Here is a 25,069-nt window from a genome sequence, read left to right as displayed (position 1 = left end):
GCTCGGGGCTTGCGTGATCGTGCTGTCATTAACTTCGTTTCGACCCGACTGAACCTCTGCATCGTAGTGATGGCCGTGGTCAGGGGCGGCAGGTGCTTCACGGTCCGGAGTGGCCTCCCGATCCCCGTAGTCTGCGGCCGATCACTGACACCGGTACACGCCCGACCATGTCTGCGTGCACAGCATCGATGCGGTGTTCGGTGACGTCACCGCCGAAGTGTGTCCGCCAGTCCGGAACGAGTTCCGGATGATGATCGAGATCATATGCGGCCGTGAAGAACATGGCGTCGCCGTCGAAGCGCCGGGGCTGATGTGTCGACGCGATCTGTTCGAGACGGATGAGGAGCTCGCCCAGCGACTGCACCCGATCGGCCGCCACTGCGGCTCCGAGCTCGGCCGGAAGGTCCAGATCGGGCCGGTTGTCGCCGAGGTTCACGAGCGCCGCGCGATGTTCCGGCAGCAGGGTGTCGAGCATCGCGAGGGTGGCCACCTCGTGGCCAGCTTCGTGTAGTTGCACGGCCATTTCCTGTGCCACGGTGCCGCCCAGCGACCAGCCGAGCAGGTGGTACGGTCCGGCCGGTTGCACCGTGCGGATGGCGTCGATGTGGCGAGCGGCCAGCTCGGCGACGGACGAGGGCAAGTCCGCGTCACCGGTTGCCTGCACTCCGTACAACACACGTCCGGGGAGATGTTCTGCGAGGCCCGTGTAGCACCACGCGATTCCCGCCGCCGGGTGGATGCAGAACAGTGGCGGACCATCGCCCTCTCCTCCGAGGCGCACCACAGCGTCGAACGGATCGTCGGACGAAGACTTACCAGATTCGATGCGCTTGGCGAGTCGCGCGGCGGTGGGATCGGTGAAGAGCCATTGCAGCGGCACGTCCCGGCCCAGCCTCGTGCGCAGTTCATCAGCCGCCGTCACCGCGCCCATCGAGGTGCCGCCCAGCGCGAAGAAATCTTGATCCGCACCGATGAAATCCATTCCGATGACGTTGGCCATTACCTCGGCGACCACCGTCTCCAGATATCCGGATGGCGGTGTCATTCCTGGCATGTCCGAATCGAATTCCGGCTCGGGAAGCGCGGATCGGTCGACTTTGCCCGACGGCAGAACCGGCAGGCTGTCGAGCACGACGACGGCGGACGGCACCAGATGTCGGGGCAGGACAGCGCGGGCGAATTCGCGCACACTGTGGGGGGTGTCCGTGGAGTCCGGCTCCATCACCACGTAGGAGACGAGGACGAACGGTCCACCGGGAGCCACGACCGGCGTGGTGATCACGAACCGGACGTCGGAGTGCCGCGCCAAGGCGACGTCCACCTCGGCAGGTTCGACGCGGATGCCGTGCAGCTGCACCTGAGCGTCGTTACGTCCCAGATAGTCCAGGGCACCGTGTGCATTGCGGCGCACGAGGTCTCCGGTGCGGTACATCCGGTCGCCGGGTTTCCCGTACGGATTGGGGACGAACTGCGTTGCAGTGAGACCACCCCGCCCGAGGTAGCCACGGGCGACGCTGCTTCCGGACAGGTAGAGCTCACCGGTCACGCCGTCGGGCACCGGGTGCAGCCTCGGGTCGAGCACGAGGGCGGCGGCAGCGTCGATCACGTCCCCGATGTCGACTCCGTCATCGACGTCGGCCGGCGTGAGCGGTCCTGCGACCGACGCCAGGATTGTGAATTCCGTGGGACCGTAGGCATTGAAGAGCCGATGATGCGGCGCCCAGGTCGCCGCCAACGCGGACGGCAGGCGTTCGCCGACCGACACCACGGTCCGGGGCCCTTCGCCACCCAGGCTGTCGGCATCGAGAGTGGCCAGCACGGTGGGCGTCGCGACGAGATGGGTGATGCGCTCCCGGCGCACCACCTCGGCCAGCTGATCGCCGGCATAAGTGAAGTCGGGGGCGATCACCAGGCTGCCGCCGGATGACAGCGCGTACAGCATTTCGAACAGTGAGGCATCGAAGGTCGGGGAGGCCAGCTGGAGAACCCGCACGTCGCCGTCGATGTCGAGCACTGGCGCCTGTGCGGCAACCACATTCACCAGGCCGCGATGCGGCACCACGACGCCCTTCGGTGTTCCGGTGGTGCCGGATGTGTAGATCACGTACGCGGCCCCCTCCACCTGTGAGTACTTCTTAACCACGGGTGGTTGATAAGTACTCACGGGTGGGAGCCAAGGGATTGTGGCTGGGAGCTCGGCGATGCGCTCGGGCACGGTCAGCCCGACCACGGCACCGGAGTCGGCGAGCATCCATTCCAGACGCTCGGTGGGATGCGTCGGATCCAGCGACAGCCAGACCGCACCCGCTTTCGCCACAGCCCACACGGCGGCCACCCAGTGCCGGCCACGACCGGTGGCGACCGCGACCACATCCTCGGGTTCGACGCCACGGTCCGAGAGCGCCCGGGCCCACCGTTCCGCCACGTCGTCCAGTTCTTCGTATGTCCACTGCACGGCGCCGTCTTCTACGGCGACGGCGTGCGGGGTGGCCCGGACCTGTGTCTCGAAGATCTCGGCGAGAGTCTTCGGCTGATAGTTCCGTGCAGGGCCACTGACGAGGGTCGCACGTTCGCCCGCCTCGAGGATGTCGATGTCGCCGACCACCTCGGACGGATCGATCAGGACTGCGTCGAGGATTCGATCGAAGCGCTGCGCCAGCGCCCGGGCGGTGGAGTCGTCGAACAGGTCCGTGGCGTACAACAGCCGCAGTGTCAGCTCCCCCACCGACTCCGTGAAATCCCACACCAGATCGAATTCGGCGGTGGCAGTGGCGGATCCGATCAACTCGGTCTCGGTCTCGGTTTCGGGCAGACCGCCCGGCCGCGGCGCCGCGTGTTGGTACGCGAGCATCACCTGGAACAGCGGGTTGTACGAGGTTGAGCGGCGGGGTGCCACGCGCGCGACCACGTCGTCGAACGGCACGTCGGCGTGGGCGAACGCGTCGAGGTCAACCGAACGCACCTGTTCGAGGAGCGCGGCAAAGGTTGCGGCAGAGTTCACTTCGGTGCGCAGGGCGACGGTGCCGACGAACATCCCCACCAGCGCGTCGAGCGCCGGGTCGGGTCGACCGGAAACAGCGGTCCCGATCACGACGTCCGGGTGCCCACCTTCGCGCGACAGCAGAACGGCGAGCGCCGCGTGCAGCACCATGAACACCGTGACGCCCTGACTGCGGGCGACGTCGGACAACCGTTGACGCACTTCGGGGTCCAGGGTCCACTCGACAGTGGCGCCCGTGTGGCTCGGTTCGGCGGGCCGCGGACGGTCGGTGGGCAACGCGATCGGGGCGTCGACGCCGTCGAGCGTCCGGGTCCAGTAGCCGAGCTGGGCATGGGCGACACTGGCAGGGTCCGCGGGGTCGCCGAGCACGTCGCGCAGCCACACACTGTAATCCGCGTAATCGACGGGAAGCGACGCCCACTGTGGTTCGCGTCCTCCGCGGCGAGCGGCGTAGGCGGCCTCGAGGTCGGTGGCCAACCGGTCCATGGATCCGCCGTCCAGCGCGATGTGATGCACGACGGCGGCAAGCACGTGGTCACCGTCGGCTTCGGACCACAGTCGCACGCGCAGCGGGGTATCCGACTCCAGGCGGAAGGGTCGCCGCACGAATTCCGCGACCTCGGCGGACACGTCGGCGCCGTGGACGGGATGCAGGTCGATGTCCACGGGGACGATCACCTGGCGTGGTCCGCTGTCGTCCATGGGAAAGACGGTGCGCAGCACGGCATGCCGCTGCACCACGTCCGCGAGTGCGTGCCGCAGTGCGCCCAGGTCGATGTCGTCTCCGAGACGATGCACGAACACGACATGGTGCATGGAGGCGCTCGGATCGACGCGGTGAAGCAGCCACATCCGTTGTTGCGCCGGCGACAGCGGAATCCGGGCGTCCGGGTCCCGTCGCACCAGTGGAATGCGGGTCGCGACCGTGTGCCGCTGGTCGAGCCACACCGCCATTCCGGCGGCGGTGGGATGCTCGAACAGCGCTCTGACGGGTACGTCCACGCGGAACGCCGCCGACAGCCGTCCTGTCACCGCGGTGGCGGAGAGGGAGTCGCCGCCGATGTCGAAGAAGTTGCTGTGGGCACCGACGCTCACCTCGCCGAGCACTGCCGCGAACACCGCGGCAACCAGTTCCCCGGTCACGGTCCGCAGTCGCTCCGGCGAGTTGGTGTCGTTGTCGATGTCGTTCGCTTCCAGCGCCTGCACGTCGAGTTTGCCGTTGGGGGTGAGCGGCAGGCTGTCGCGGATCATGATCCGCTGCGGCACCAGGTGTGCCGGGAGATGCCGGATCAATTGCGCGCGGAGCGACTCGGCGTCCACAGCCGACCCCGTGACGAAGGCGACCAGCCGTCCGTGGTGCAGCAGCACCACTGCCTGGGTGACACCGGGCTGCACCAGCAGTGCGGCTTCCACCTCGGCGGGCTCGATGCGCATGCCGCGCACCTTCACCTGACGGTCGGCGCGTCCGACGTAGGACAGTGTGCCGTCGACGCGACGGTGCACCACGTCGCCGGTGCGGTAACGGCGGATTCCGGATTGTCCGGCAACGAAGTTCGCGGCCGTCAGCGCTGGGTCCGCGACGTAGCCGAGGGCCAGTCCCAGTCCCTCCAAGTACAGTTCGCCGACGCCCCCGAGCGGTACCGGACGCAACCGGTCGTCCAGGACCGTCGCTGTCGTGCCTGGGACGGGTACGCCGATGGTGACGCCGGCGCCCACCTCGGCCAGGGTGGCCACCACCGTGGACTCGGTGGGCCCGTAGGCGTTCAGCATCAGCCGCCCCTCGCTCCACGCTGCGGCCTGCTCCGGGCTCAAAGGCTCGCCGCCCACGGCGACGACCTGGAGGGCGTCCAGCTCCCGCGGTTCGAGGGTCGCCAAGACGGAGGGTGTGGAGAGGTAATGCGTCACGCCCTGAGCGGTGAGAAGGTGCTGCAGCTCGGCGCCGCCGTAGACCTCAGGGGGTGCGACCACGAGGCAGGCACCCGACCGGAAGGCCAGCAGCATCTCGAGCAGCGCTGCGTCGAAGGTGGGGTTGTAGCCGTGCAGTACCCGCGCCTCGGGATGTACTCGGTACCGGCGGACGGCCTCGTCGGCGAGGGAACCCAGTCCGCGGTGCGTGACGGCCACGCCCTTCGGGGTGCCGGTCGATCCGGACGTGTAGATGATGTACGCCACCGAGGGTTGCGCCGACTCCTGCGCCTGCGCCACCATCGCCTCCCGGCGTTCGGCCGGGTGGGCCGGGTCGAGCGGCAGGAAGGTGGCCCCAGTCCGGGTTACGGCCCAGAGTTCGATCACGAAGTCGATCGAGCGCGGCATGCAGATTTCCACGACCGTTCCCGGTCCGCTACCCGCGGCGCGAAGCTGACCGGCCCGCAATTCCGACGCCGCGGCCAGTTCGCGGTAGGTGAGTGTCCGGGTGCCGTCGGTGAGAGCCGGACGGTCGGGGTGCGCGGCAGCGGTGGACAGGAGGATGTCGGTGAGGGTGAGGGTGCGGGTGTCGTCCGCGGGCCCACCGGTGAGCGGCGGTGCCGGAGCCAGAGGGATCTCTCCCACCAGCACCTGCGGATCGAGTGTGACAGCGTCCAGCACCTGCCCCAGCAGTGACGCCAGCGAGGCTGCGGTACCGCGATCGAACAGGTCGGCGGCGTAGGCGACGGCCCCGTCCATACCGCCGGGCTCCTCGTCGTCCCAGTGCTCGCGAACCGTCACGTGGAGGTCGAATTTTGCTGTACGAGTATCGACTTCCTGAACTTCCACGCGAAGGCCGGCCACGTCGACGGCAGGTAGGTCGAGGTTCTCCACTGCAAGCGCAACCTGTGGTGTGCGTCCCCCGAGTAGGTCGGCGATCGATTCGAAGGGCACGTCGGCGTGATCGAACGCATCCACGTCGAAGTCGCGCACCTGGGCCAGTAGTCCTGCGAACGGCATGTCCGGCTGGACCTGCGCTCGCAGCGCGAGGGTGTTGACGAACATTCCGACCAGCGGGTCGAGGATGCGATCCCCGCGGCCGGCGACCGCGGTGGCAACGGTGACGTCGCGCTGGGCACCGAGCCGCGACAGCAGCACCGACAGCGCCGCGTGCAGCACCATGAACGGCGTGGCGCGGTGGTCGTGAGCCAACCGGTGCACCGCTCGCTGGACCGCGGCGGGGATCCGGAAGGTCACCACCTCGGCGGCGCCGTCCGGTGCATCGATGGTCGGTCGCCTATCCGGGATGAGTGCGGCACCCGACTCGGCACCGTCGAGCGCGCGCCGCCAGTGCTCGATACCGCGCGCCGAGTACTCGCTGCGGAGCAGTTCCTGCTCCCACAGCGCGTAATCGGCGAAGTGGATGGACAGCGGCGCCCAGCCGGGTGCGTGGCCGGCGCGACGAGCGTCGTAGGCGGCAAGCATGTCGGTCACCAGAGGGGTGAGCGACCAGCCGTCGGCGGCGATGTGGTGGAGCACCACGGCCAACACGTGCGAGTCGGGACCGATCTGCAGCAGCCGGACCCGCAGTGGCATTTCGCAGGTGAGGTCGAACCCCTCGGACGCGAATGCGGCCACCACGGATTCCACCGACTCCGGGTGCGTGTCCTGGGGCGTGAGGTCCAGCTCGCCGGCCGGGAGGATCTGCTGGTGGGGTAGTTCCCCCGCCGCGGCGGGGTACTGGGTGCGCAGTACTTCGTGCCGGGCAACGACGTCCGTGAGTGCCGCCGACAACGCGAGCACGTCGAGTGGCCCGTCCAGGCGGAGTGTCGCGGGCTGGTTGTAGGCCGCGGACGACGGGTCGCGGCGGTTGAGCACCCACATCCGGTACTGACTGCGCGACAATGGAATTCGATCCGGACGAGGTTGTGAGACGAGTGCGGGGCGCAGGTCCGGTTCGGGGACGGCACCATCGAGGACGGTGGCAAGTTCCGCGATCGTGGGGTGCGTAAAGAGGCTGCGCAACGGGACCGGGTGGCCCATCACCTCGGAAAGCCGGGCTGTCAGCTGTGTGGCCAGCAGCGAGTTGCCGCCCGCATCGAAGAAGTGCGCCCCGCGACCGGCCTCGGGCAGTTCGAGGACCTCGGCGAAGACCGCGGCCACGGCACGTTCGGTATCCGTGGCGGGCGGTTCGTGTTCGCCCGCAGCGAGTTCGGGCGTGGGCAGGGAACGCAGATCGAGCTTGCCGTTGATCGTCTGCGGCGGCGAATCGAGCACCACGACGGCCGTCGGTACCAGGTACGACGGCAGCAGTTCGGCCAGGCGACGCCGTAGTCCGTCCGCGTCGAAGCCTGTGTGCCGCGGCAACACGTACGAGACGAGTGAGTCGGAGCCGGTGGGTGTGGGGCGGACGATCGTGGCCGCGAAGTCGACGTCGGCGACGCGGGCGATGGCGGCGTCGATCTCACCCGGTTCGACGCGGACTCCTCGGATCTTGACTTGGCTGTCGTTGCGGCCCAGGTACTCCAGTTCGTCACCGCCTCGCCAGCGCACCAGGTCGCCCGTGCGGTACAAGCGTGTGCCGTCCGGGCCGGCGACGAAGCGTTCCGCCGTCAGCCCGGGTTGTCCGGCGTAGCCGCGGGCCAGCGCACCGCCCGACAGGTACAGCTCGCCGGGCACGCCCACCGGCACGGGGCGTAGCCGCTCGTCGAGCACGAGGGCGGCGACGCCCGGGATGGGTGTGCCGATGGTCACCGGCGCTCCGGACGACAGCGGACGAGTCGCGATGGTGTACATCGTCGACTCGGCGGGGCCGTAGCCGTTGATCAGCCGGCGTCCAGGGGCCCAACGGTCGACCAGTTCGGCTCCGAGCCGCTCGCCGCCCACCATCAGTACTTCCAGGTCGGGCAGTGCGAAGTCGCCGACGGTCGCGAGAACGGTGGGGGTGACACAGGCGTGGGTGATCCGTTCGCGGCGAAGCAGCTCACCCAGTGCGGGGCCGGCGAACTCGGTGTCGGAGGCAATCACGAGTGTGGCCCCGGATGCCCCTGCGATCAGTACCTCGAGCAGGGTCATGTCGAACCCGGCGGCGGCGCGGTGCAGCACGCGCGATCCCGGTGCGGCGCCGAAGCGCGACGCGACGTCCGCGTCCAGCGCGCCTAGGCCGGAGTCTGTCACCACCACGGCTTTGGGTGTGCCGGTGGTGCCGGACGTGAACACCACATACGCCGTGCCGGTCGCCCGCGGCAGGCTGTCGGCGATACCCCTCATCACGGCCACCCGCGCTGCGGGCAGAGCCGGGTCTATCAGGACGGGCGCTGCGCCTGCTTTCGCGATCGCCCACAACCTCGCCACCGACTCGGTCGAACGAGGCGCCGACCAGACGACGGCCTCACCCGGCCGCACACCCGATTCGAGCAGTTCGCGCGCGACTACGTCGGAGCGGGCGTCGAGTTCCCGGTACGTCAGTTGCGTGCCGGAGTCGCGGACCGCCACGGCATTCGGCGCCACCTGGGCGCCGCGAGTGATCATGCCCCGCAACGTCAGCGCACCCGGTGTGCGGGGTCCGGTTGCGGGGACCAGGACGGAACGCTCGCGCGCGCTCAGCAGGTCCACATCGCCCACGGAGCTGTCGGGGTCGGCCGTGACAGCCTCGAGAAACCGCACCAGCTGCGCTGCGAACTCGACGACGGTGGCGTGGTCGTAGAGTTCCGCGTTGTAGCCGAAGTGGAGTGCCATCGGCTCACCGGGGCCGGACTCGGCGACGGTGAGCTGCAGATCGAAGTTCGCGTGCTCGACGTCGGGGATCACCGGGGTCACGGTCAGCCCGGGCAGGCTGAGGTGTCCGGGGCGGTGTCGCTGCATCGACAGTGCCACCTGGAACAGCGGGTGCTGCGATGCCGATCGCGGCGGGTTGAGCAACTCCACCAGCGTCTCGAACGGCATGTCGGCGTGGGTGTAGGCCGCGATGTCACGTTCGTGTACCTGGGCGAGCAGTTCGGCGAAGCTGGCGGTCGGGTCGACGGTTGCCCGCAACACCAGGGTGCTGGCGAACATGCCGACTACGTCGTCGAGTTTCGGGTCGGTGCGGCCGGCTACGGCGGTGCCGATGGGCACATCCGGGCTGCCGCTGTACCGAGACAGCAGCGCCGCGAGTGCGGCGTGCAACACCATGAACGTCGTAGCCCGGTAGGTGCGCGCCAGCGCGGTCAGTGATTCGTGCAGCGCGGCGTCCACCACCACCGAGTGGGCGGCGCCCTCCCCCGACGGGATGGCGGGGCGGGCACGGTCGGGCGGGAGCGTCACCTGTTCGGGCAGCCCCGCCAGGGCAGTCGACCAGTAGTTCGACAGTGCGTTCTCGAGGTTCGCGCTGTCCTCGGCCAGCATCCGACGCTGCCAGATGCTGTAGTCGCTGTATTGCACGGGCAGCGAGGACCATTGGGGTCCGACGCCACTCAGCCGGGCCTGATACGCCTCCAGGGTGTCCCTGATCAGCGGGGTCAGCGACCATGCGTCGGCGGCGATGTGGTGGACCACCAGGGTGAGCACGTGGGTGGTTGCGGCGGTCCGGTAGAGGCGCGCCCGCAGCGGCGGTTCTGCGGCCACGTCGAAACCGTCACCGGTGAGTGCCCGGACGTGGGCGTCGACGGCGTCGTCGGGAATGGCGATCGCAGTGAGGTCCAGCGGGATCTCGTGGGCGTCGAGCACCACCTGCCGCACACCGTCGGCGGTCCGTGGGTACACGGTGCGCAGGGTGCGGTGACGTTGCACGACGTCGCGTGCCGCCGCGGCCAGCGCCTCCACGTCGAGGTCGCCGTTGAGTCGGACGATGAGCGGAATATTGTATCCTGCTGCGCCCGTGTCGAACTGGTTGAGAATCCACATCCGTTCCTGCGCCGGAGAGAGCGGAAGCTGCTCACCGAGGGCGGCTGGCACCAGAGGCGGTCGGCGGCGGCCGTCCCCGGCCCGCTCCTCCACCCGCGTCGCCAGTTCGGCGACGGTGGGTACCTCGAAGAGGTCGCGGACCGTCACGTCCGTGTCGAAGACGGCGCTGAGCCGGGCGGCCACCCGGGTGGCGATCAACGAGTTGCCGCCCAGGTCGAAGAAGCTCTGCCGGGCGCCGACCTCGATGCCGCCGAGAAGCTCGGCGAATACACCTGCGACCACTTCCTCGATCGGCCCGTGGGGTGCATGGGAGTCCGCAGCGAGGACGGTCGGTTCGGGCAGCGCGTGCCGGTCCAATTTCCCGTTGGGGGTCAGCGGGAAGGTCGGGACGGGCACCACCGCGCCCGGTACGAGGTACTCGGGTAACACCGACCGCAGGTAGCCGAGGAGTGTGCGCGGGTCCGTTGCGCTCACCACGTAGGCCACCAGCTGGTCGCCGACGGCGCTGCCCCGCAGCATCACTGCGGCGTGCTCGACGTCGGGACGCCGCAGAAGTGTCGCCTCGATCTCTCCGGGCTCGATGCGGTAGCCGCGCACCGCCACCTGGGTGTCGGCGCGGCCCAGGTGGTCGAGTTCACCGTTCGAGCGGTATCGGGCGAGATCTCCCGTCCGGTACATGCGGGTGCCGGGGGTGAAGGGGTCGGCGACGAACCGTTCCGCGGTGAGCGCGGGGCGTCCCATGTAGCCGCGCGCGACCTGTGCGCCGGAGACGTACAGTTCGCCGACCGTCCCCGGGGGCACGGGATGCAGCGACGCATCCAGAACGTAGGTCCGCAGTCCCGGCAGCGCCCTGCCCACCGACCGGCGCTCATCTCCCGACTTCAGGTCGTGTCGTGTGACGTGCACGGTGGTCTCGGTGATGCCGAACATGTTGACCGCGCGCACGTTCGGGTGGTGGCCGAGCCATGATGCCACGAGCGTGTGGTCGAGTGCCTCACCGCCGAAGATCAGCAGCCGGAGCGAGGAGCTGTCGAGGTGCTCGACGAGTTGCCCGAAGGCGGACGGCGTCTGGTTGAGGACGGTGACGCCTTCGCGTACCAGCAGATCGGCGAATTCGTGGGGTGAGCGGGCGAGGTAGTGGTCGACCAGTACGAGTCGTCCGCCGGTGGTGAGGGCGCCCCACATCTCCCAGACCGAGAAGTCGAAGGTGTGTGAGTGGAACATCGTCCACACGTCGCCCGGGCCGAAGCCGAAGTCCTCGCGTGTGTTCGCGAGCAGCGACAGTACGTTGGCGTGGGTGACCGTCACGCCCTTCGGCTGCCCGGTGGAGCCCGACGTGTAGATCACGTACGCCGCTCCCCCAGGTGAGCGGCGAGGCGCACGCGTGGACACCGTGCCACTCACCTGCGGCATCTCGGAGATCACAACCGCCGGCGCAGCGTCGTCGAGCAGGTAGCGGATACGTTCGGCGGGGTAGTCGACGTCGATGGGCAGGTATGCGGCACCGGCGCGGATCACCGCGAGCATCGCCACCACCAGATCGACCGAGCGAGGCAGCACGAGGGCAACCAGGTCTTCGGCTCCCACGCCGGTTGCCCGTAGGCCCTCGGCCATCTCCGCTGAGCGGTGATCCAGGTCGCCGTAGGTCACCGTGGTGTCACCGAACGTGATCGCCGCCGCGTCGGGATTCTCGGCGGCGCGGTGCTCGAACAGTTCTGCCAACGATGACGCTTCCCATAGCGCGCCGTCGACACCCGAAACACTCGCGTTGCGTTCGGACTCGCTGAGGACGTCGATCGACCCCACGGGCACCTGCACATCGGTAGCTATCGCCCGCAGCACCCGCAGCAGACGCTCCGCCCACCCCTCGACCGTCTCGGAATCGAACAGCTCTGCCGGATAGACGAATACGCCGTCGAGACCGACCGGTTCACCATCTTCGCCGCGCTGTTCTCTTATCGATACCTCGAGGTCGAACCGGCTGGTGCCGGTGCCCAGGTCACGGCCGCGCACATCCAGCCCCGACATCGTCGCAGCCGGAAGAGACCCGAAGTTGTCGTACGCCAGCATCACCTGGAACAACGGGTGATGCCCGACCGAGCGGGTAGGCGCGACCGCATCCACGACCAGGTCGAACGGCACCTCGGAATGGGCGAACGCGGCGAGGTCGGTTTCGCGAACGGCGGCGAGTAGGGCGTCGAACCCAGCACGTGGGTCGATCCGGCTGCGCAGGGCCACGGTGCCGACGAACATGCCGACCACGTCGTCGAGCGCCGGGTCGATGCGCCCCGACGTGGGTGTGCCGATGGCGAGGTCGTCGGCACCGGTCAGCTTGGACAGCAGGACGGCGAGTGCGGCGTGCAGCACCATGAAGGGCGTCGCGTTCTGCTGCCGAGCCACTGTTTCCAGGCGTCGGTGCAACTCGGCGGGAACCGAGAACGGGAGGTGCCGGGCGGTCAGCCGATCGGTGCCGGGTCGTGGCCGGTCGGTGGGCAGCGGCAGCAGGGTGGGCAGTCCGGCGAGTGCGGATGTCCAGTAGTCGAGTTCGCGTCGCATACGACTGTCAGGGTCGGCGGCGTCGCCGAGGAGGCTGCGCTGCCACCGGGCGTAGTCGGTGTAGGCGACGGGAAGCGGTGCCCAGTCGGGAACACGGCCGGATGTCCTCGCGTGATAGGCGATAGCCACGTCCCGGATCAGCGGCCCGAAGGACAGGCCGTCGACGGCGATGTGGTGCAGCACCACTGCGAGGGTGTGGCGGTACGGCGCGACCTCGAACAGAGCGGCGCGCAGCGGTGGCTCGGTGGTGAGATCGAATCCGCGGACGGCGAAGGCGGTCTCGTGCCCGGTGGGCGTGAGGTCGACGGCGGCGGGCACGACCTTCTGGACGGGTCCGGTCTCGGTGTCGGGGAAGACGGTGCGCAGCACGGTGTGCCGGGAGACCACGTCGTGCAGGGCGGCAGTCAATGCAGTGACGTCCAGGTCACCGTCGAGGTCGACGGCGAACGGCACGTTGTAGGCGGGAGACTGGGGGTCGACCCGGTTGAGCAACCACAGCCGTTGCTGCGCGTAGGCGAGCGGCGCCGGCTGGTCGGCCTGCTCGGCGACGAGCGGTGGACGCTGGTCACCGCCCTCCTCGATCAGGGCGGCGAGCGCGGCAACGGTGGGGCGGTCGAACAGGTCACGCACACCGATACGCAGTCCGGACACCGCTGACAGGTGCGAGACAACCCGGGTCGCGGACAGCGAATTTCCGCCCAGGGCAAAGAAGTCAGCTTCGGCGCCGATGTCGGGGATCCCGAGGACAGCTGCCACTGCGTCCGCCACCGTCTGCTCGACGGGGGTCCGCGGGGGCCGGGTCGCCGCCGGAAGTTCGGGTGCGGGCAGGGCGTCACGGTTCACCTTGCCGTTCACCGTGAGCGGCACGGCGTCCAGCACGGTCACAGTCGCGGGCACCATGTAGTGCGGCAGCCGCTCCGCCACGTACGCCCGCAATGCTGCGGGGTCGAGCTCGACGGTGCCGTGGACGTACGCGGCGAGGACGTTGTCGTGCAGCACGGTGACGGCGGTGTCGACTCCGGGCGCCGACCACAGCACCGCGTCGATCTCGCCGAGTTCCACGCGGAATCCACGGATCTTGAGTTGGCTGTCGGCGCGACCGACGAACTCGAGGGTGTGGTCTGCGGTCCAGCGCACCAGGTCGCCGGACCGATACATACGACCGTATCCGTACGGGTTCGCAACGAATCGTTCCGCCGTCAGGGCGGGTGCACCGAGGTAGCCGCGGGCCAGCGCCGGACCCGACAGGTACAGCTCACCGATGACACCCACCGGCACCGGCCGAAGCCGGGCGTCGAGCACCACCGCGGACGCACCGCGGATCGGACGGCCGATGGTGATCGGGTCGCCGGACTGCAACTCGCTGCTTCCGGTAGCCCACACGGTGTGTTCGGTGGGTCCGTACAGATCCACGACGATCCGGCGTCCGGAGGCCCAGCGTTCCAGCACTTCCGGCGGGCACGCCTCCCCCACCACGGCCAGGAACTCGAGCGAGTCCAGGCCTTCCGCGTCCATCAGCGCAGGCACCGAGGGGGTGGTGGTCCAGTGGGTGACGCGTTCGCCGCGGAGCAGGTCCCTCAACTCGTCGCCGCCCACCACGCCCGGTGGGGCGATCACCAGGGTGGCGCCACCGATAGCGGCCACCAGAATTTCGTGGAAGGCGCCGTCGAAGCTGGGGGCCGCGAAGTGCAGGACGCGGGAGTCGGGCCCCACTCGGTAGCGGGCACGGACCTCGGCGGCGTGGTTCGCGAAGCCGCGGTGAGTTACCACGACGCCCTTGGGTTCGCCTGTCGACCCGGACGTGAAGACCACGTACGCGGGGTGATCCGCCGAGAGCGGCCGGACGCGCTCGCCGTCGCCGATCGGTGCCGAATCCCCCTGACTCTCGCGCGCATCGATCCACACGATGCCGTCGGGAACGAGCTCGGCGTCGTGTGCGATCGCGACGCGCACTCCAGCGGCGGTGAGGATGCGGGCGGTGCGTTCGGCGGGATGGTCCAGGTCGATCGGCAGCGACGCGGCACCGCTACGGGCAACGGCCCACACCGCGGTCACCGAGTCGATCGAGCGCGGCAGCATCAGCGCCACCGCGTCCTCGGGTCCGATGCCCAGTCCGATCAGCTTGCGCGCCAGCCGGTTCGCTCGCTCGTCCAGCTCACGATAGGTCAGCTCGTCCTCGCCGCACCGCACCGCAACGTGTGTGGAGTTGCCACGGAGAAGCTCAGGAAGGGTGATCGGCGAGAGTGCCACCTCCCCGCGCGCGGGGACCAGGTCAGCATCCTCGGACGGCTCGAGCACGTCGAGATCGCCGACCGCCGCCGACGGGTCCGCTACTGCCGACTGAAGCAACCGCTGCAGCAGTCGCGACCACCGGACGATGGTGACACGGTCGAACAGTTCGGTCGGATAGGCGATCACGCCGTCGAGTCCGGCTGCGGCGCCGTGCTCGGCGTGCCGTTCCCGAATCTCGATCTCCAGGTCGTAGCGGCTGACGCTACTCGGGGTGTCGCGACTGCGTACGGTGACGTCGTCGAATCGAATCTCGGCTTCCGTGAAGTTCTGGTAGGCGAGCATCACTTGGAACAGCGGGTGATGCGCGGCGGAGCGAGTCGGCGCGACGGCGTCGACCACTCGGTCGAACGGTTGCTCGCTGTGCGCGAATGCCGCCAGATCCGCGACGCGGGTGGAGGAGACGAGGTCGGCGAACGGGATGCTCGGATCCACCCGGGTGCGCAGAACGACGGTGCCGACGAACATGCCCACCAGATCGTCCAGGACGGGATCGCCGCGACCGGACACCGGCGTGCCGACGGCGATGTCGTCGGTACCGGTGAGGACGGCCAGGGTGGCGGCCAAGGCGCTGTGCACCACCATGAACGGGGTGGCGCTGCATAGTCTGGCCAGTTCCTCCACGGCACTGTGGGTACTCGCGTCCACCGTGAACGGGACGCGATCCGGGGTGGTTGCCGTCGCCGGCCGCGGCCGATCGGTGGGTAGCTGCAGCCGTTCCGGCAGTCCGTCGAGGGTCGCCTTCCAGAACGCGAGGTCTCGGTCGGCGCCGTCCTCCACGATTCGGCGGTGCCAGCGGGCGTAGTCGCCGTACCGGACCGGTAGGGCGTCCCAACCGGGGGCGTCGCCCTCCCGGCGCGCGCGGTACGCGGCCATCAGGTCGCGGGTGAGCGGAGCGACCGACAGTCCGTCGAAGACGATGTGATGGGCGGCGACGACCACGGTGTAGCCGTGGCTTCCGCGGTCGAAGAGCCGGACGCGAACCGGCGTATCCCGGGTGAGGTCGAACCCGGCGGTTGTCAGTGCGGTGATCGCCTCGTCGAGTTCGTGTTTGTCGACCGCGACCGGGGTGAGATCGAGTGCGACCTCGGATACCAGTTGCACCGCTCCGGTCTCGGTCTCCTGGAACACCGTGCGCAGCGGCTCGTGGCGGTCCACCACGTCCCGCACGGCCGCGGCCAGCGCGTCCACGTCGACGGCGCCGCTCAGGTCCACCGCGAACGGGACGACGTAGTCGGCGGAGCCGGGGGTCATCCGGTCGAGCAGCCACAACCGGTCCTGCGCCGGTGCGAGAGGCGCTTCGCGCCCGTGCGCCTTTGTGGTAGTCAGAGCAGCCGAAAAGGCGCACGGGCTGCGGAGCAGCCTGGATGTCAACGCCGCCACGGTGGGAGCCTCGAAGACGTCGCGCACACTCACCTGCCGGTCGAGCGCATGCCCGACCCGCGACGCCAGGGTGGTGGCGGTCAGGGAACTGGCGCCGACCGCGAAGAAATCCGTCTCGGCATCGATGAACGGCAGGCCGAGCACGTCCGCGATCACCCGGGCCACCACCTCTTCGGTGGCGCCGCGCGGCTTCCGTGACCGCACCACGGACGCCCCGGGCTCGGGCAGCGCGGCCCGATCCACCTTGCCATTAGCGGTCAGCGGCATCGCGTCCAGGACCGTCACCGAACCGGGCACCATGTAGTGGGGCAGCTTGTCGGCCGTGAATGCTTGCACTGCAGCCGGTTCCACCGATCCGGTCACGTACGACGCCAGGGTGGTGCCGTGCACCAGCGTCACCGCGCTCTCGACGCCGGGTGCCGTCCGCAGTGCGGCGTCCACCTCGCCCAGTTCCACGCGGAACCCACGGACCTTCACCTGGTTGTCAGCGCGCCCCACGATGACGAGTTCGTGCGAGGGCGTCCATCGGGCCAGGTCGCCGGAACGGTACATCCGCGCGCCGTTGCCGGACGGGTAGGCGATGAACCGCTCGGCCGTCAGCCCTGGTCTGCTGTGATAGCCCCGGCCGAGGCTCTCCCCCGCCAGGTACACCTCGCCGGTCACACCGACCGGAACCGGACGCAGCCGCGAATCCAGCACCAGCACTTCGGTTCCCTCGATGGGGCCGCCGATGGTCAGCGGACCGCCCGGTGTGAGGGGGTCGCTCATGAAGTTGACGATGGTGGTTTCGGTCGGCCCGTACCCGTTGACGACGATGCGTCCGGGCGCCCATCGCTGAGCGAGTTCCCACGGCAATTCTTCGCCGGCCAGGTCGATCACCCGTAGGTCCGGCACCGACGACGGCTCCAGTGACGCCAGCACACTCGGTGTCACCATCACGTGGGTGACCCGTTCGCGGCGCAGCACACCGGCCAGTTCGTCGCCGGCGAGCACCCCGGGCGGCACGATCACCAGGGTGGCGCCGGCGGTGAACGCTAGCAGCATCTCGTTGATGGAGAGGTCGAACGACGGCGACGCGACGTGCGCCACGCGCGCTTCCGAATCGAGCAGTCCCAGCGTCGCGTTCGCGTCGGCGAGCGGTGTCAGCCCGCGGTGAGTAACCACCACGCCCTTGGGCATTCCGGTCGAGCCGGACGTGTAGAGCACGTATGCCGGATGGTCGACCCGCAGCGGACGAACGCGGTCACCGTCGGTCACCGCGGCCGCGTCACCAGGGCCGTCGGCGACGTCGATCCACACGACGCCCTCGGGCACGTGCGACACGTCGGCGGCCAGCGCCACCATGGCACCGGAGTCGTGGAGCATGTATGCGATCCGCTCCGGCGGATATCCCGGGTCCACGGGGAGGAATGCGGCGCCGCTGCGCGTGACGGCCCATACGGCGACGATCGACTCGATGGACCGCGGCAGCATCAGGGCAACCAGATCCTCGGGTCCGATCCCTCGCGCGATCAGCCGCCGCGCCAACCTGTTGGCCCGGGCATCCAACTCGCGGTAGGTGACCTCGACGCCACCGCACCGCACCGCCACCCCGTCGTGCCTGCCGCCGAGGAGTTCGGGCAGAGTCGCCGACGGTACGGCGACCGGCCCGACGCGCGGTACCAGTGCGGCACACTCGTCCGGATCGAGCAGGTCCAGATTCCCGACAGTCACCGACGGATCCGATGTTGCGGCGAGGAGTACTCGCTGGAGCAACGCCATCCACCGGTCGATCGTCTCGGTATCGAAGAGTTCGCCCGGGAAATTCACGTCCGCGTGCAGTCCGTCGGGAGTGCCGTCGTCCGAGCGTCGCTCGCGTACGGTCAGGTCCAGGTCGAATGGTCGAGCGTGGGTCTGGACGTCCCGTACCCGGGCCGCCAGACCCGGCAGTGCCATTTCGGCTGCACCGAAGTTCTCGTACGCCAACATCACCTGGAACAGCGGGTGTTCGAGCTGGCCGGATTCCGTGCCCTGCTGTCGCACGACCTGTTCGAAGGGCACGTCGGCGTGTTCGAATGCCCCGAGGTCTGCTGCTCGCACCGTCTCGAGGAGATCCGCGAAGCTCGCGGCGGGGTCGATCGGGGTGCGCAGCGCCAGGGTGCCGACGAACATGCCGACCAGATCGTCGAGTGCCGGATCCGCGCGACCACCGATGGAAGTGCCGACGACGATGTCGTCGGTACCGGTGAGGGCACGCAGCAGGACGGCGACCGCTGCGTGCAGCACTATGAACGGGGTCACGTCGTGCTCGCGTGCCAACCGGACCAGCGCACGGTGCTGTTCGGCGCCCACAGCGAACGTTGTGTGTCCCAGCGTCAGCGCGCCGGCGGGCCGCGGTCGGTCCAGCGGCAACGGCAACACAGCCGGAAGCTCGTCCAATGCCTCTGCCCAATAGCCCAGTTGGCGGGCGGCGAGGCTGTCGGGGTCTTCCGCGTCTCCGAGTACTTCTCGCTGCCAGAGCACGTAGCTCGAGTACTCCACGGGCAGCGGTGCCCAGTCGGGAACGCGGCCGGCGGTGCGCGCGGAGTAGGCGACGGCAAGGTCGCGCAGTAGCGGCCGCAGGGACAGTCCGTCGACGGCGATGTGGTGCAGCAGGATGGCAACTGTGTGTCGGTCGCGGGCACGCTGCGACAGGGTCACCCGAATCGGAACTTCACGAGTGAGGTCGATTCCTGAGCCGGCAACGCCCTCCAGAACGCAGTCCGCCTCCTCGAGCGCCACTTGATCGTCCAGCGAGGGGAACACCGTGCGCAGCATCCGATGCCGGTGTTGCACATCCCGGACAGCGGCCCCCAGGGCCTTCACGTCCAGAGTGCCGTCGAGGTCCACCTCGAATTCCATGGCGTACGGATCGGTGGCGGGGTCGCGCTGGTTGACCAGCCACAGTCCCTGCTGCTGCGCCGACAGCGGCACCGGTCCCGACGTCTCGCGTCGGCCGAGCGCCGGGCGATCGGCGGCCCCCGTCACGTGGGCGGCCAGTTCGGCCACGGTGGGGTGGTCGAAGATGTCGCGCACGGAGACCCGGCGTCCCAGCACCGATCCCACTCGGGCGGCGAGACGTGTCGCTCCCAGCGAGTTTCCGCCGAGGTCGAAGAAGCTCTCGTCGAGACCGATGTCCGGGGTCCCGATTTCGGTCGCGAAGGCGGCGGCCACCAGTTCCTGCGTCGCGGTGCGTGCTTCCCGGCTCGATGCTGTCCGGATCACGGGTTCGGGCAACGCCGCCCGGTCGACTTTCCCGCCACGCGTCAACGGGAGGTGCTCGAGTACGGTCACGGATGCGGGAATCAGGTGCCGGGGCACGTGCTGCGTCGCGAAGGCCGTCACCGCGTCGGCATCCACGTCGGTTCCGTGGACGTAGGAGTGCAGGGTGCCGCCGCGCGCGATCGTGACCGCCGTGTCGACTCCGGGTGCCGCCCCCAGGACCGCATCGATCTCGCCGAGTTCTACGCGGTAGCCGCGGATCTTCACCTGATCGTCTGCGCGTCCGGCGAATTCGAGGTGGTGCGAGGCGGTCCAGCGGACGAGGTCCCCGGTGCGGTACATGCGACCGCCCGCATGCGGATTGGCGACGAAGCGTTCCGCCGTCCACCCGGGTCTGCCGACGTATCCGCGGGCGAGGCCCGGTCCGGCCAGGTACAGCTCCCCCACGACGCCGACGGGGACCGGACGCAGCGCCGCGTCGAGCACCAGCACCGACATGCCGTCGATGGGACTGCCGATGGTTACCGGGTCATCCGCGGCCAGTGGTCCGGTGCCGGTGGCCCAGATGGTGGCCTCGGTGGGCCCGTACAGGTTGAGCAAGGTGTGGCCGGGCGCCCACCGCGACACCAGTTCCGGCGGGCACACGTCCCCGGCCACGGCGACGACACGCAGGCGGTCGAGACCGTCGGGCTTGGTGAGAGCGAGGACGGCCGGGGTGGTGGTCCAGTGGGTGATGCGCTCACGCTGCAGGAGTTCGGTCAGTTCGTCGCCGCCGTAGACGTCGGTGGGCGCGAGGACCAGAGTCGCGCCGCACGCCGACAGCACTTCGTGGACGGAGGCGTCGACGCTCGGCGACGCGAACGCCAGTACCCGCGAGCCGCTGTCCACGGCGTAGGACTTCCGGAGAGCCGCAGCGTGACTCGACAGTCCGCGATGGGTGACGACGACACCCTTGGGAGTTCCGGTCGACCCGGAGGTGTAGATGACGTACGCGGGATCGTCCACCCACAGCGGGCGCACCCGGTCGGCGTCGGCGACCGGGGACGGGTTGTCGCCGAGGTGCTGCATGTCGCTGTCGGTGAGTACAGCGCGCGCCCCGGAATCGGCGAGTATGTGCGCCACACGCGATTCGGGGTAGGTGGGATCGATGGGCACGAACGCCGCACCGGTGCGGGTGACCGCCCACAGCGCAGTCACCCACTCGACGGACCGCGGCAGTTGCACGGCCACCACGTCGCCGGGTCCGAGGCCGCGCTCGATCAGTTGGTGTGCCAGCCGGTTGGCCCGATCGTCGAGTTCCGCGGGGGTGAGCTCGACGGAATCGCTCACGACTGCGATGCCGGTGCCGTCCAGCAGCGCGGGCAGGGTGACGGCCGGTGCGGCGGCGGGTCCGTGTTGCGGGATCAGTGCGGCCCGGTCGGCGGGGTCGAGCAGGTCCACCGTCCGCACTGGGCTGTCGGGGCGCGCCACCATGGCTCGCAGCACCCGTTCGAGCAGTCGCGTCCAGCGGCGCACGGTGGTGTCGTCGAACAGTGCGCGGGAGTACGTGACGGCACCGAGCAACCCGGCCGCAGAACCATCCGGCGAATGCCTTTCGGCCAATGCCAGTTCCAGATCGAAACGTGCGACCGGAGCGGGGACCGCGTACGGGCGCACCGTGAGATCGCCCAGGGTCAGTTCGGGTTCGGTGGCGGCGTTCTCGAATGCCAGCGCGACCTGGAACAGCGAATGATGCGGCGCCGACACCCCACCCGTCACGGCGTCGACCACGCGGTCGAACGGCGTCTCGGAATGCGCGAAGGCGTCCAGATCGGTGCGGCGAACGTCCGACAGCACGTCGGCAAAGGTCTGATGCGCGGATACCCGGGTGCGGAGCACGACATTGCTCACGAACATCCCGACCAGCGCGTCGAGCGAGGGATGGGTGCGCCCCGACACCGCGGTCCCGATGGCGATGTCGTCGGTGCCCGCCAGCGCGCTCAATGTGACAGCCAGCGCGGCGTGCACCACCATGAAGGGCGTCGAATCATGCGTCCGCGCGAGCTCTTCCACCGACCGGTGCAGGTCGGCATCGAACGCCAGCGGTACCGTCCCCGCCGGGTGCAACCCTGCCGCGAGGCGGGGGCGGTCGGTGGGCAGCGGCAGCAACTCGGGCGCACCATCGAGTTGGGTGGTCCAGTAGTCGATGTCGCCGGGGGCGGCGGCCTCCACGATGTCGCGATGCCATCGGGCGTAGTCGGTGTACTGCACGTCGAGCTCGGACCAGCCCGGCGCGGTGCCGGAGCGACGTGCCTCGTAGGCGGTGATCACGTCACGGGTGAGCGGCGCGAACGACAAACCGTCCATCGCGATGTGATGCGCGATCACGACGAGGGCGTGGCGGGTGGGGGCGAGCCGGTAGAGACGGATGCGCACCGACGTCTCGGCGCTTACGTCGAAGCCGCGGCCCGCCAGTTCGGCCACGGCGGCGTCGAGTGCCTCGGGCTCGAGCCCGACTGGTCTCAGATCCGCGACGGCGGGGGTGACCACCTGTACGGGACCGTTGTCGGTGTCGGGGTAGACGCTGCGCAGCAGGACGTGCCGGTCGAGGACGTCGTGCACCGCCGCAGCCAGACTCGACGCATCCAGCTCACCGTCGAGTTCGACGACGAACGGCACGTTGTAGGCGGGCGATTCAGGCGCGGCCTGCGCCAGGAGCCACAATCGCTGCTGCGCCGGCGCGAGTGGTGCTGCGCCCCCGTCCGAGTCGGCACGGCGCAGGGGCGGTGTGGCCACCCGCGAACGCGAAGCGCCGACTCTGGTGGCCAGAAGCGCAACGGTGGGTGCCTCGAAGATGTCGCGCACCCCTACCGCGTGTCCCCGGGCCGAGAGCCGCGCAGCGACCTGCGTGGCGGACAGCGAATTTCCGCCCATCGCGAAGAAGTCGGCGTCGGCTCCGACGGAGTGCAGTCCGAGAACGTCGGAGATCACCGCGGCCACGAGTTCTTCGACCTCGCCGTGCGGCGCACGGGACGGTGACACGACCGGTTCGGGGAGGCCCGCGCGGTCGATCTTGCCGCTGGGGGTGAGCGGCATCTGCTCGAGCACGGTCACCGAGGCCGGCACCATGTAGTGCGGCAGCCGGGCGGCGGCGAAATCGAGCACTGCGGATGGGTCGGTCGCGCCGCTGACGTACGACACCACTGTGCCCGGGGACATTCCGGCACCGTGCACCACGGTGACGGCATGGTCGACGCCGGGCGCGGCGGTGAGCACGGCGTCGATCTCGCCGAGTTCCACCCGGAAGCCGCGGATCTTCACCTGGGTGTCGGTGCGGCCGACGAACTCGAGCAGGTGGTCGGGGGTCCACCGCACCCGGTCACCGGTGCGGTACATCCGCGACCCGGCGCCGTGCGGGTAGGCGACGAATCGCTCGGCTGTCAGCCGGGTGCGCCGGTGATATCCCCGCGCGACGCTCTCCCCCGCCAGATACAACTCCCCGACCACGCCGACCGGGACCGGACGGAGTCGGGTATCGAGCACGAGTGCGTCGGTGCCCGGCACGGGACGGCCGATCGTGACCGGCTCACCCGGTACCAGCGGTGGGCTGAACAGGGTGGTGACGGTGGCCTCGGTGGGCCCGTAGCCGTTGACCATGACGCGGCCGGGGGCCCACGCCTCGACCAGTGCGCCTGCCAGCGCCTCGCCGCCGACGTCGAGGACTCGGAGGTCGGGTAGCTCCGACGGCACCAGGGTGGCTACGACCGCGGGGGTGAGTACGGCGTGCGTCACGCGCTCCGTGCGCAACAGCTCCGTCAGAATCTCGCCCCCGAAGACGTCGGGCGGCACGATCACCAGCGTGGCTCCGACGGTGAACGCGAGCAGCAGCTCGTCCAGGGAGATGTCGAACGACGGGGAGGCGAAGTGCGCGACGCGGGCGGAGCCGTCGACGTCGTAGAGTCCGTCGCGCGCGGAGGCCAGGCCAGCCAGGCCCCGGTGCGTCACCGTCACACCCTTGGGCGTTCCGGTGGAGCCGGACGTGTAGAGCACGTACGCGGGGTGGTCGATGCGCAGCGGGCGGACACGATCGGCGTCGCCAACGGGTGACGAGCCGCCGGGCCGGTCGGCCACCTCAACCCAGTCGACTCCCGCGGGCACCACCGAGGCGTCTGCGGCCAATGCCACCGTGGCCTCGGAGTCGGCGAGCATGAACGCGATCCGCTCAGCCGGATAGCCGGGGTCGACGGGCAGGAATGCCGCGCCCGCACGCGCGACGGCCCACAGTGCCACCACCGATTCGGGTGAGCGCGGCAGCATCACGGCCACCACGTCTTCGGGGCCGATACCGCGCTCGATCAGCCGATGGGCGAGCCGGTTCGACCACGCGTCCAGCTGTCCGTAGGAAAGGTCGGCACCCGCATGCCGCAGTGCGATTGCGTCGGGGTCACGCAGACCGGCGTCGAGCAATTCGGGCAGAGTCGCCGGCGGGACGGCGGGCGGGCCGGCGCAGGGCACCAATTCCGATTGCTCGGCCTCATCGAGAATCGGCAGTGCCCCGACCGGGGTGTCGTCCTCCGCGCGGACGAACGTCTCGAGGAAGTTCAGGAAGCGGCGGTAGTGAGCGTGCAACTCGGTTTCTTCGTAGAGGGTGGGGTTGGCCTCGAAGTCGACGCGCGTACCCCGGCCAGTTACCGATGGGTAAAGATTGAGTGCAAGGTCGTCCACCGGACCGCTGGTGAGTGGATGGAAGACGCCGACGACGTCTCCAAGCACGATCTCCTGGTGGTAGATCATCAGGTTCACGGTGGGGCCGAAGCCGCCGCGCCGCGCACCGCCGTCGGGAAGGTCGCGTCGCATGTCTTCGTAGCGATAGCGCTGGTGCCGCAGTGCCCCGGTGAGCTCGAGCTGCACCCGCCGAACAAGCTCCGCACCGCTCCCCTCGGCGTCCACCTGCACGCGCAGCGGGACGATGTTCGACACCATGCCCGCCGAACGACGTGTGGCCGCGGTGGTGCGGGCAGACACAGGCAGGCTCAGCACGATGTCGGTGGTGCCGGTCATCCGTGCGAGGTAGGCGGCGAACGCGGCGACGACGACGGGGACGTCGGACGAATTCCAGCGTCGGGCAACGTCGCCGATGCTATGGGAAATGCCGTCGGCGATGGTGCCGCCGAGGAGAAGTGAGGGTGCGACGGGTGGCGCTTCCCGGTCGGTGAGCCGGGCGGGGTCGGGCAGGCCGGCGATGCGCTCGGCCCAATAGTCTCCGTCAGTCTCGAACCGGCTCGTGGATCGGTAGGCGTCTTCGGCGTCGTACAGCTCGCGCAGGCTCAGCGCCTTGGACGGCGGCGGCCCGGTGCCGTTCACGAGGTGGCTGTAGATCTCGGCCACACGGTTGGTGAGCACCATGCCGCCGTGGCCGTCGATGACGATGTGGTGGACGCGGGAAAACCAGAAGTAATGGTCGTCGCCGACGTGCAGCAGGGTGGCCATGATCAGCCGGTCTTTCAGCACGCCGAGCGGGCGGCTGTATTCCGCGGTCATCCAGCGGTGGGCCTCGGCGATTGCATTGCCGACGCCGCGTAGGTCGCGGTAGGAGATCGCATCGTCGATCTCGACATCCACCACCTGCACAACCTCGTCACCGTTGTCGATGAGGCTGACGCAGGGTGACTGGAGCTCGCGGCATGCACGGTCGGTGGCGGCCACCAAGGACCCCACGTCGACGTGCCCCTGAATCTCCACATACTGGGCGACGTTGAGGGGAACGCTAGGGTCGAGTTGCTGGGCGAACCAGATTCCCTGTTGTGCTCTCGACAGGAGGAACTCACTCAC

Annotated in this window: 1 protein-coding gene; it reads right to left on the bottom strand. The window is 69.3% G+C overall.

The window, feature by feature from the left end; translation table 11 throughout:
- Positions 1 to 97 precede the first annotated feature (97 nt).
- Positions 98 to 25,069, bottom strand: coding sequence for a non-ribosomal peptide synthase/polyketide synthase (locus tag QM841_RS21235; RefSeq protein WP_283333469.1), 24,972 nt, complete (start codon positions 25,067 to 25,069; stop codon positions 98 to 100).

Source organism: Rhodococcus sp. IEGM 1307 (assembly GCF_030056915.1).
GTDB lineage: Bacteria > Actinomycetota > Actinomycetes > Mycobacteriales > Mycobacteriaceae > Rhodococcus_F > Rhodococcus_F opacus_D.
Note: the sequence above shows the minus strand (reverse complement) of the source record. Positions and strands in the feature narration are given on the sequence as shown.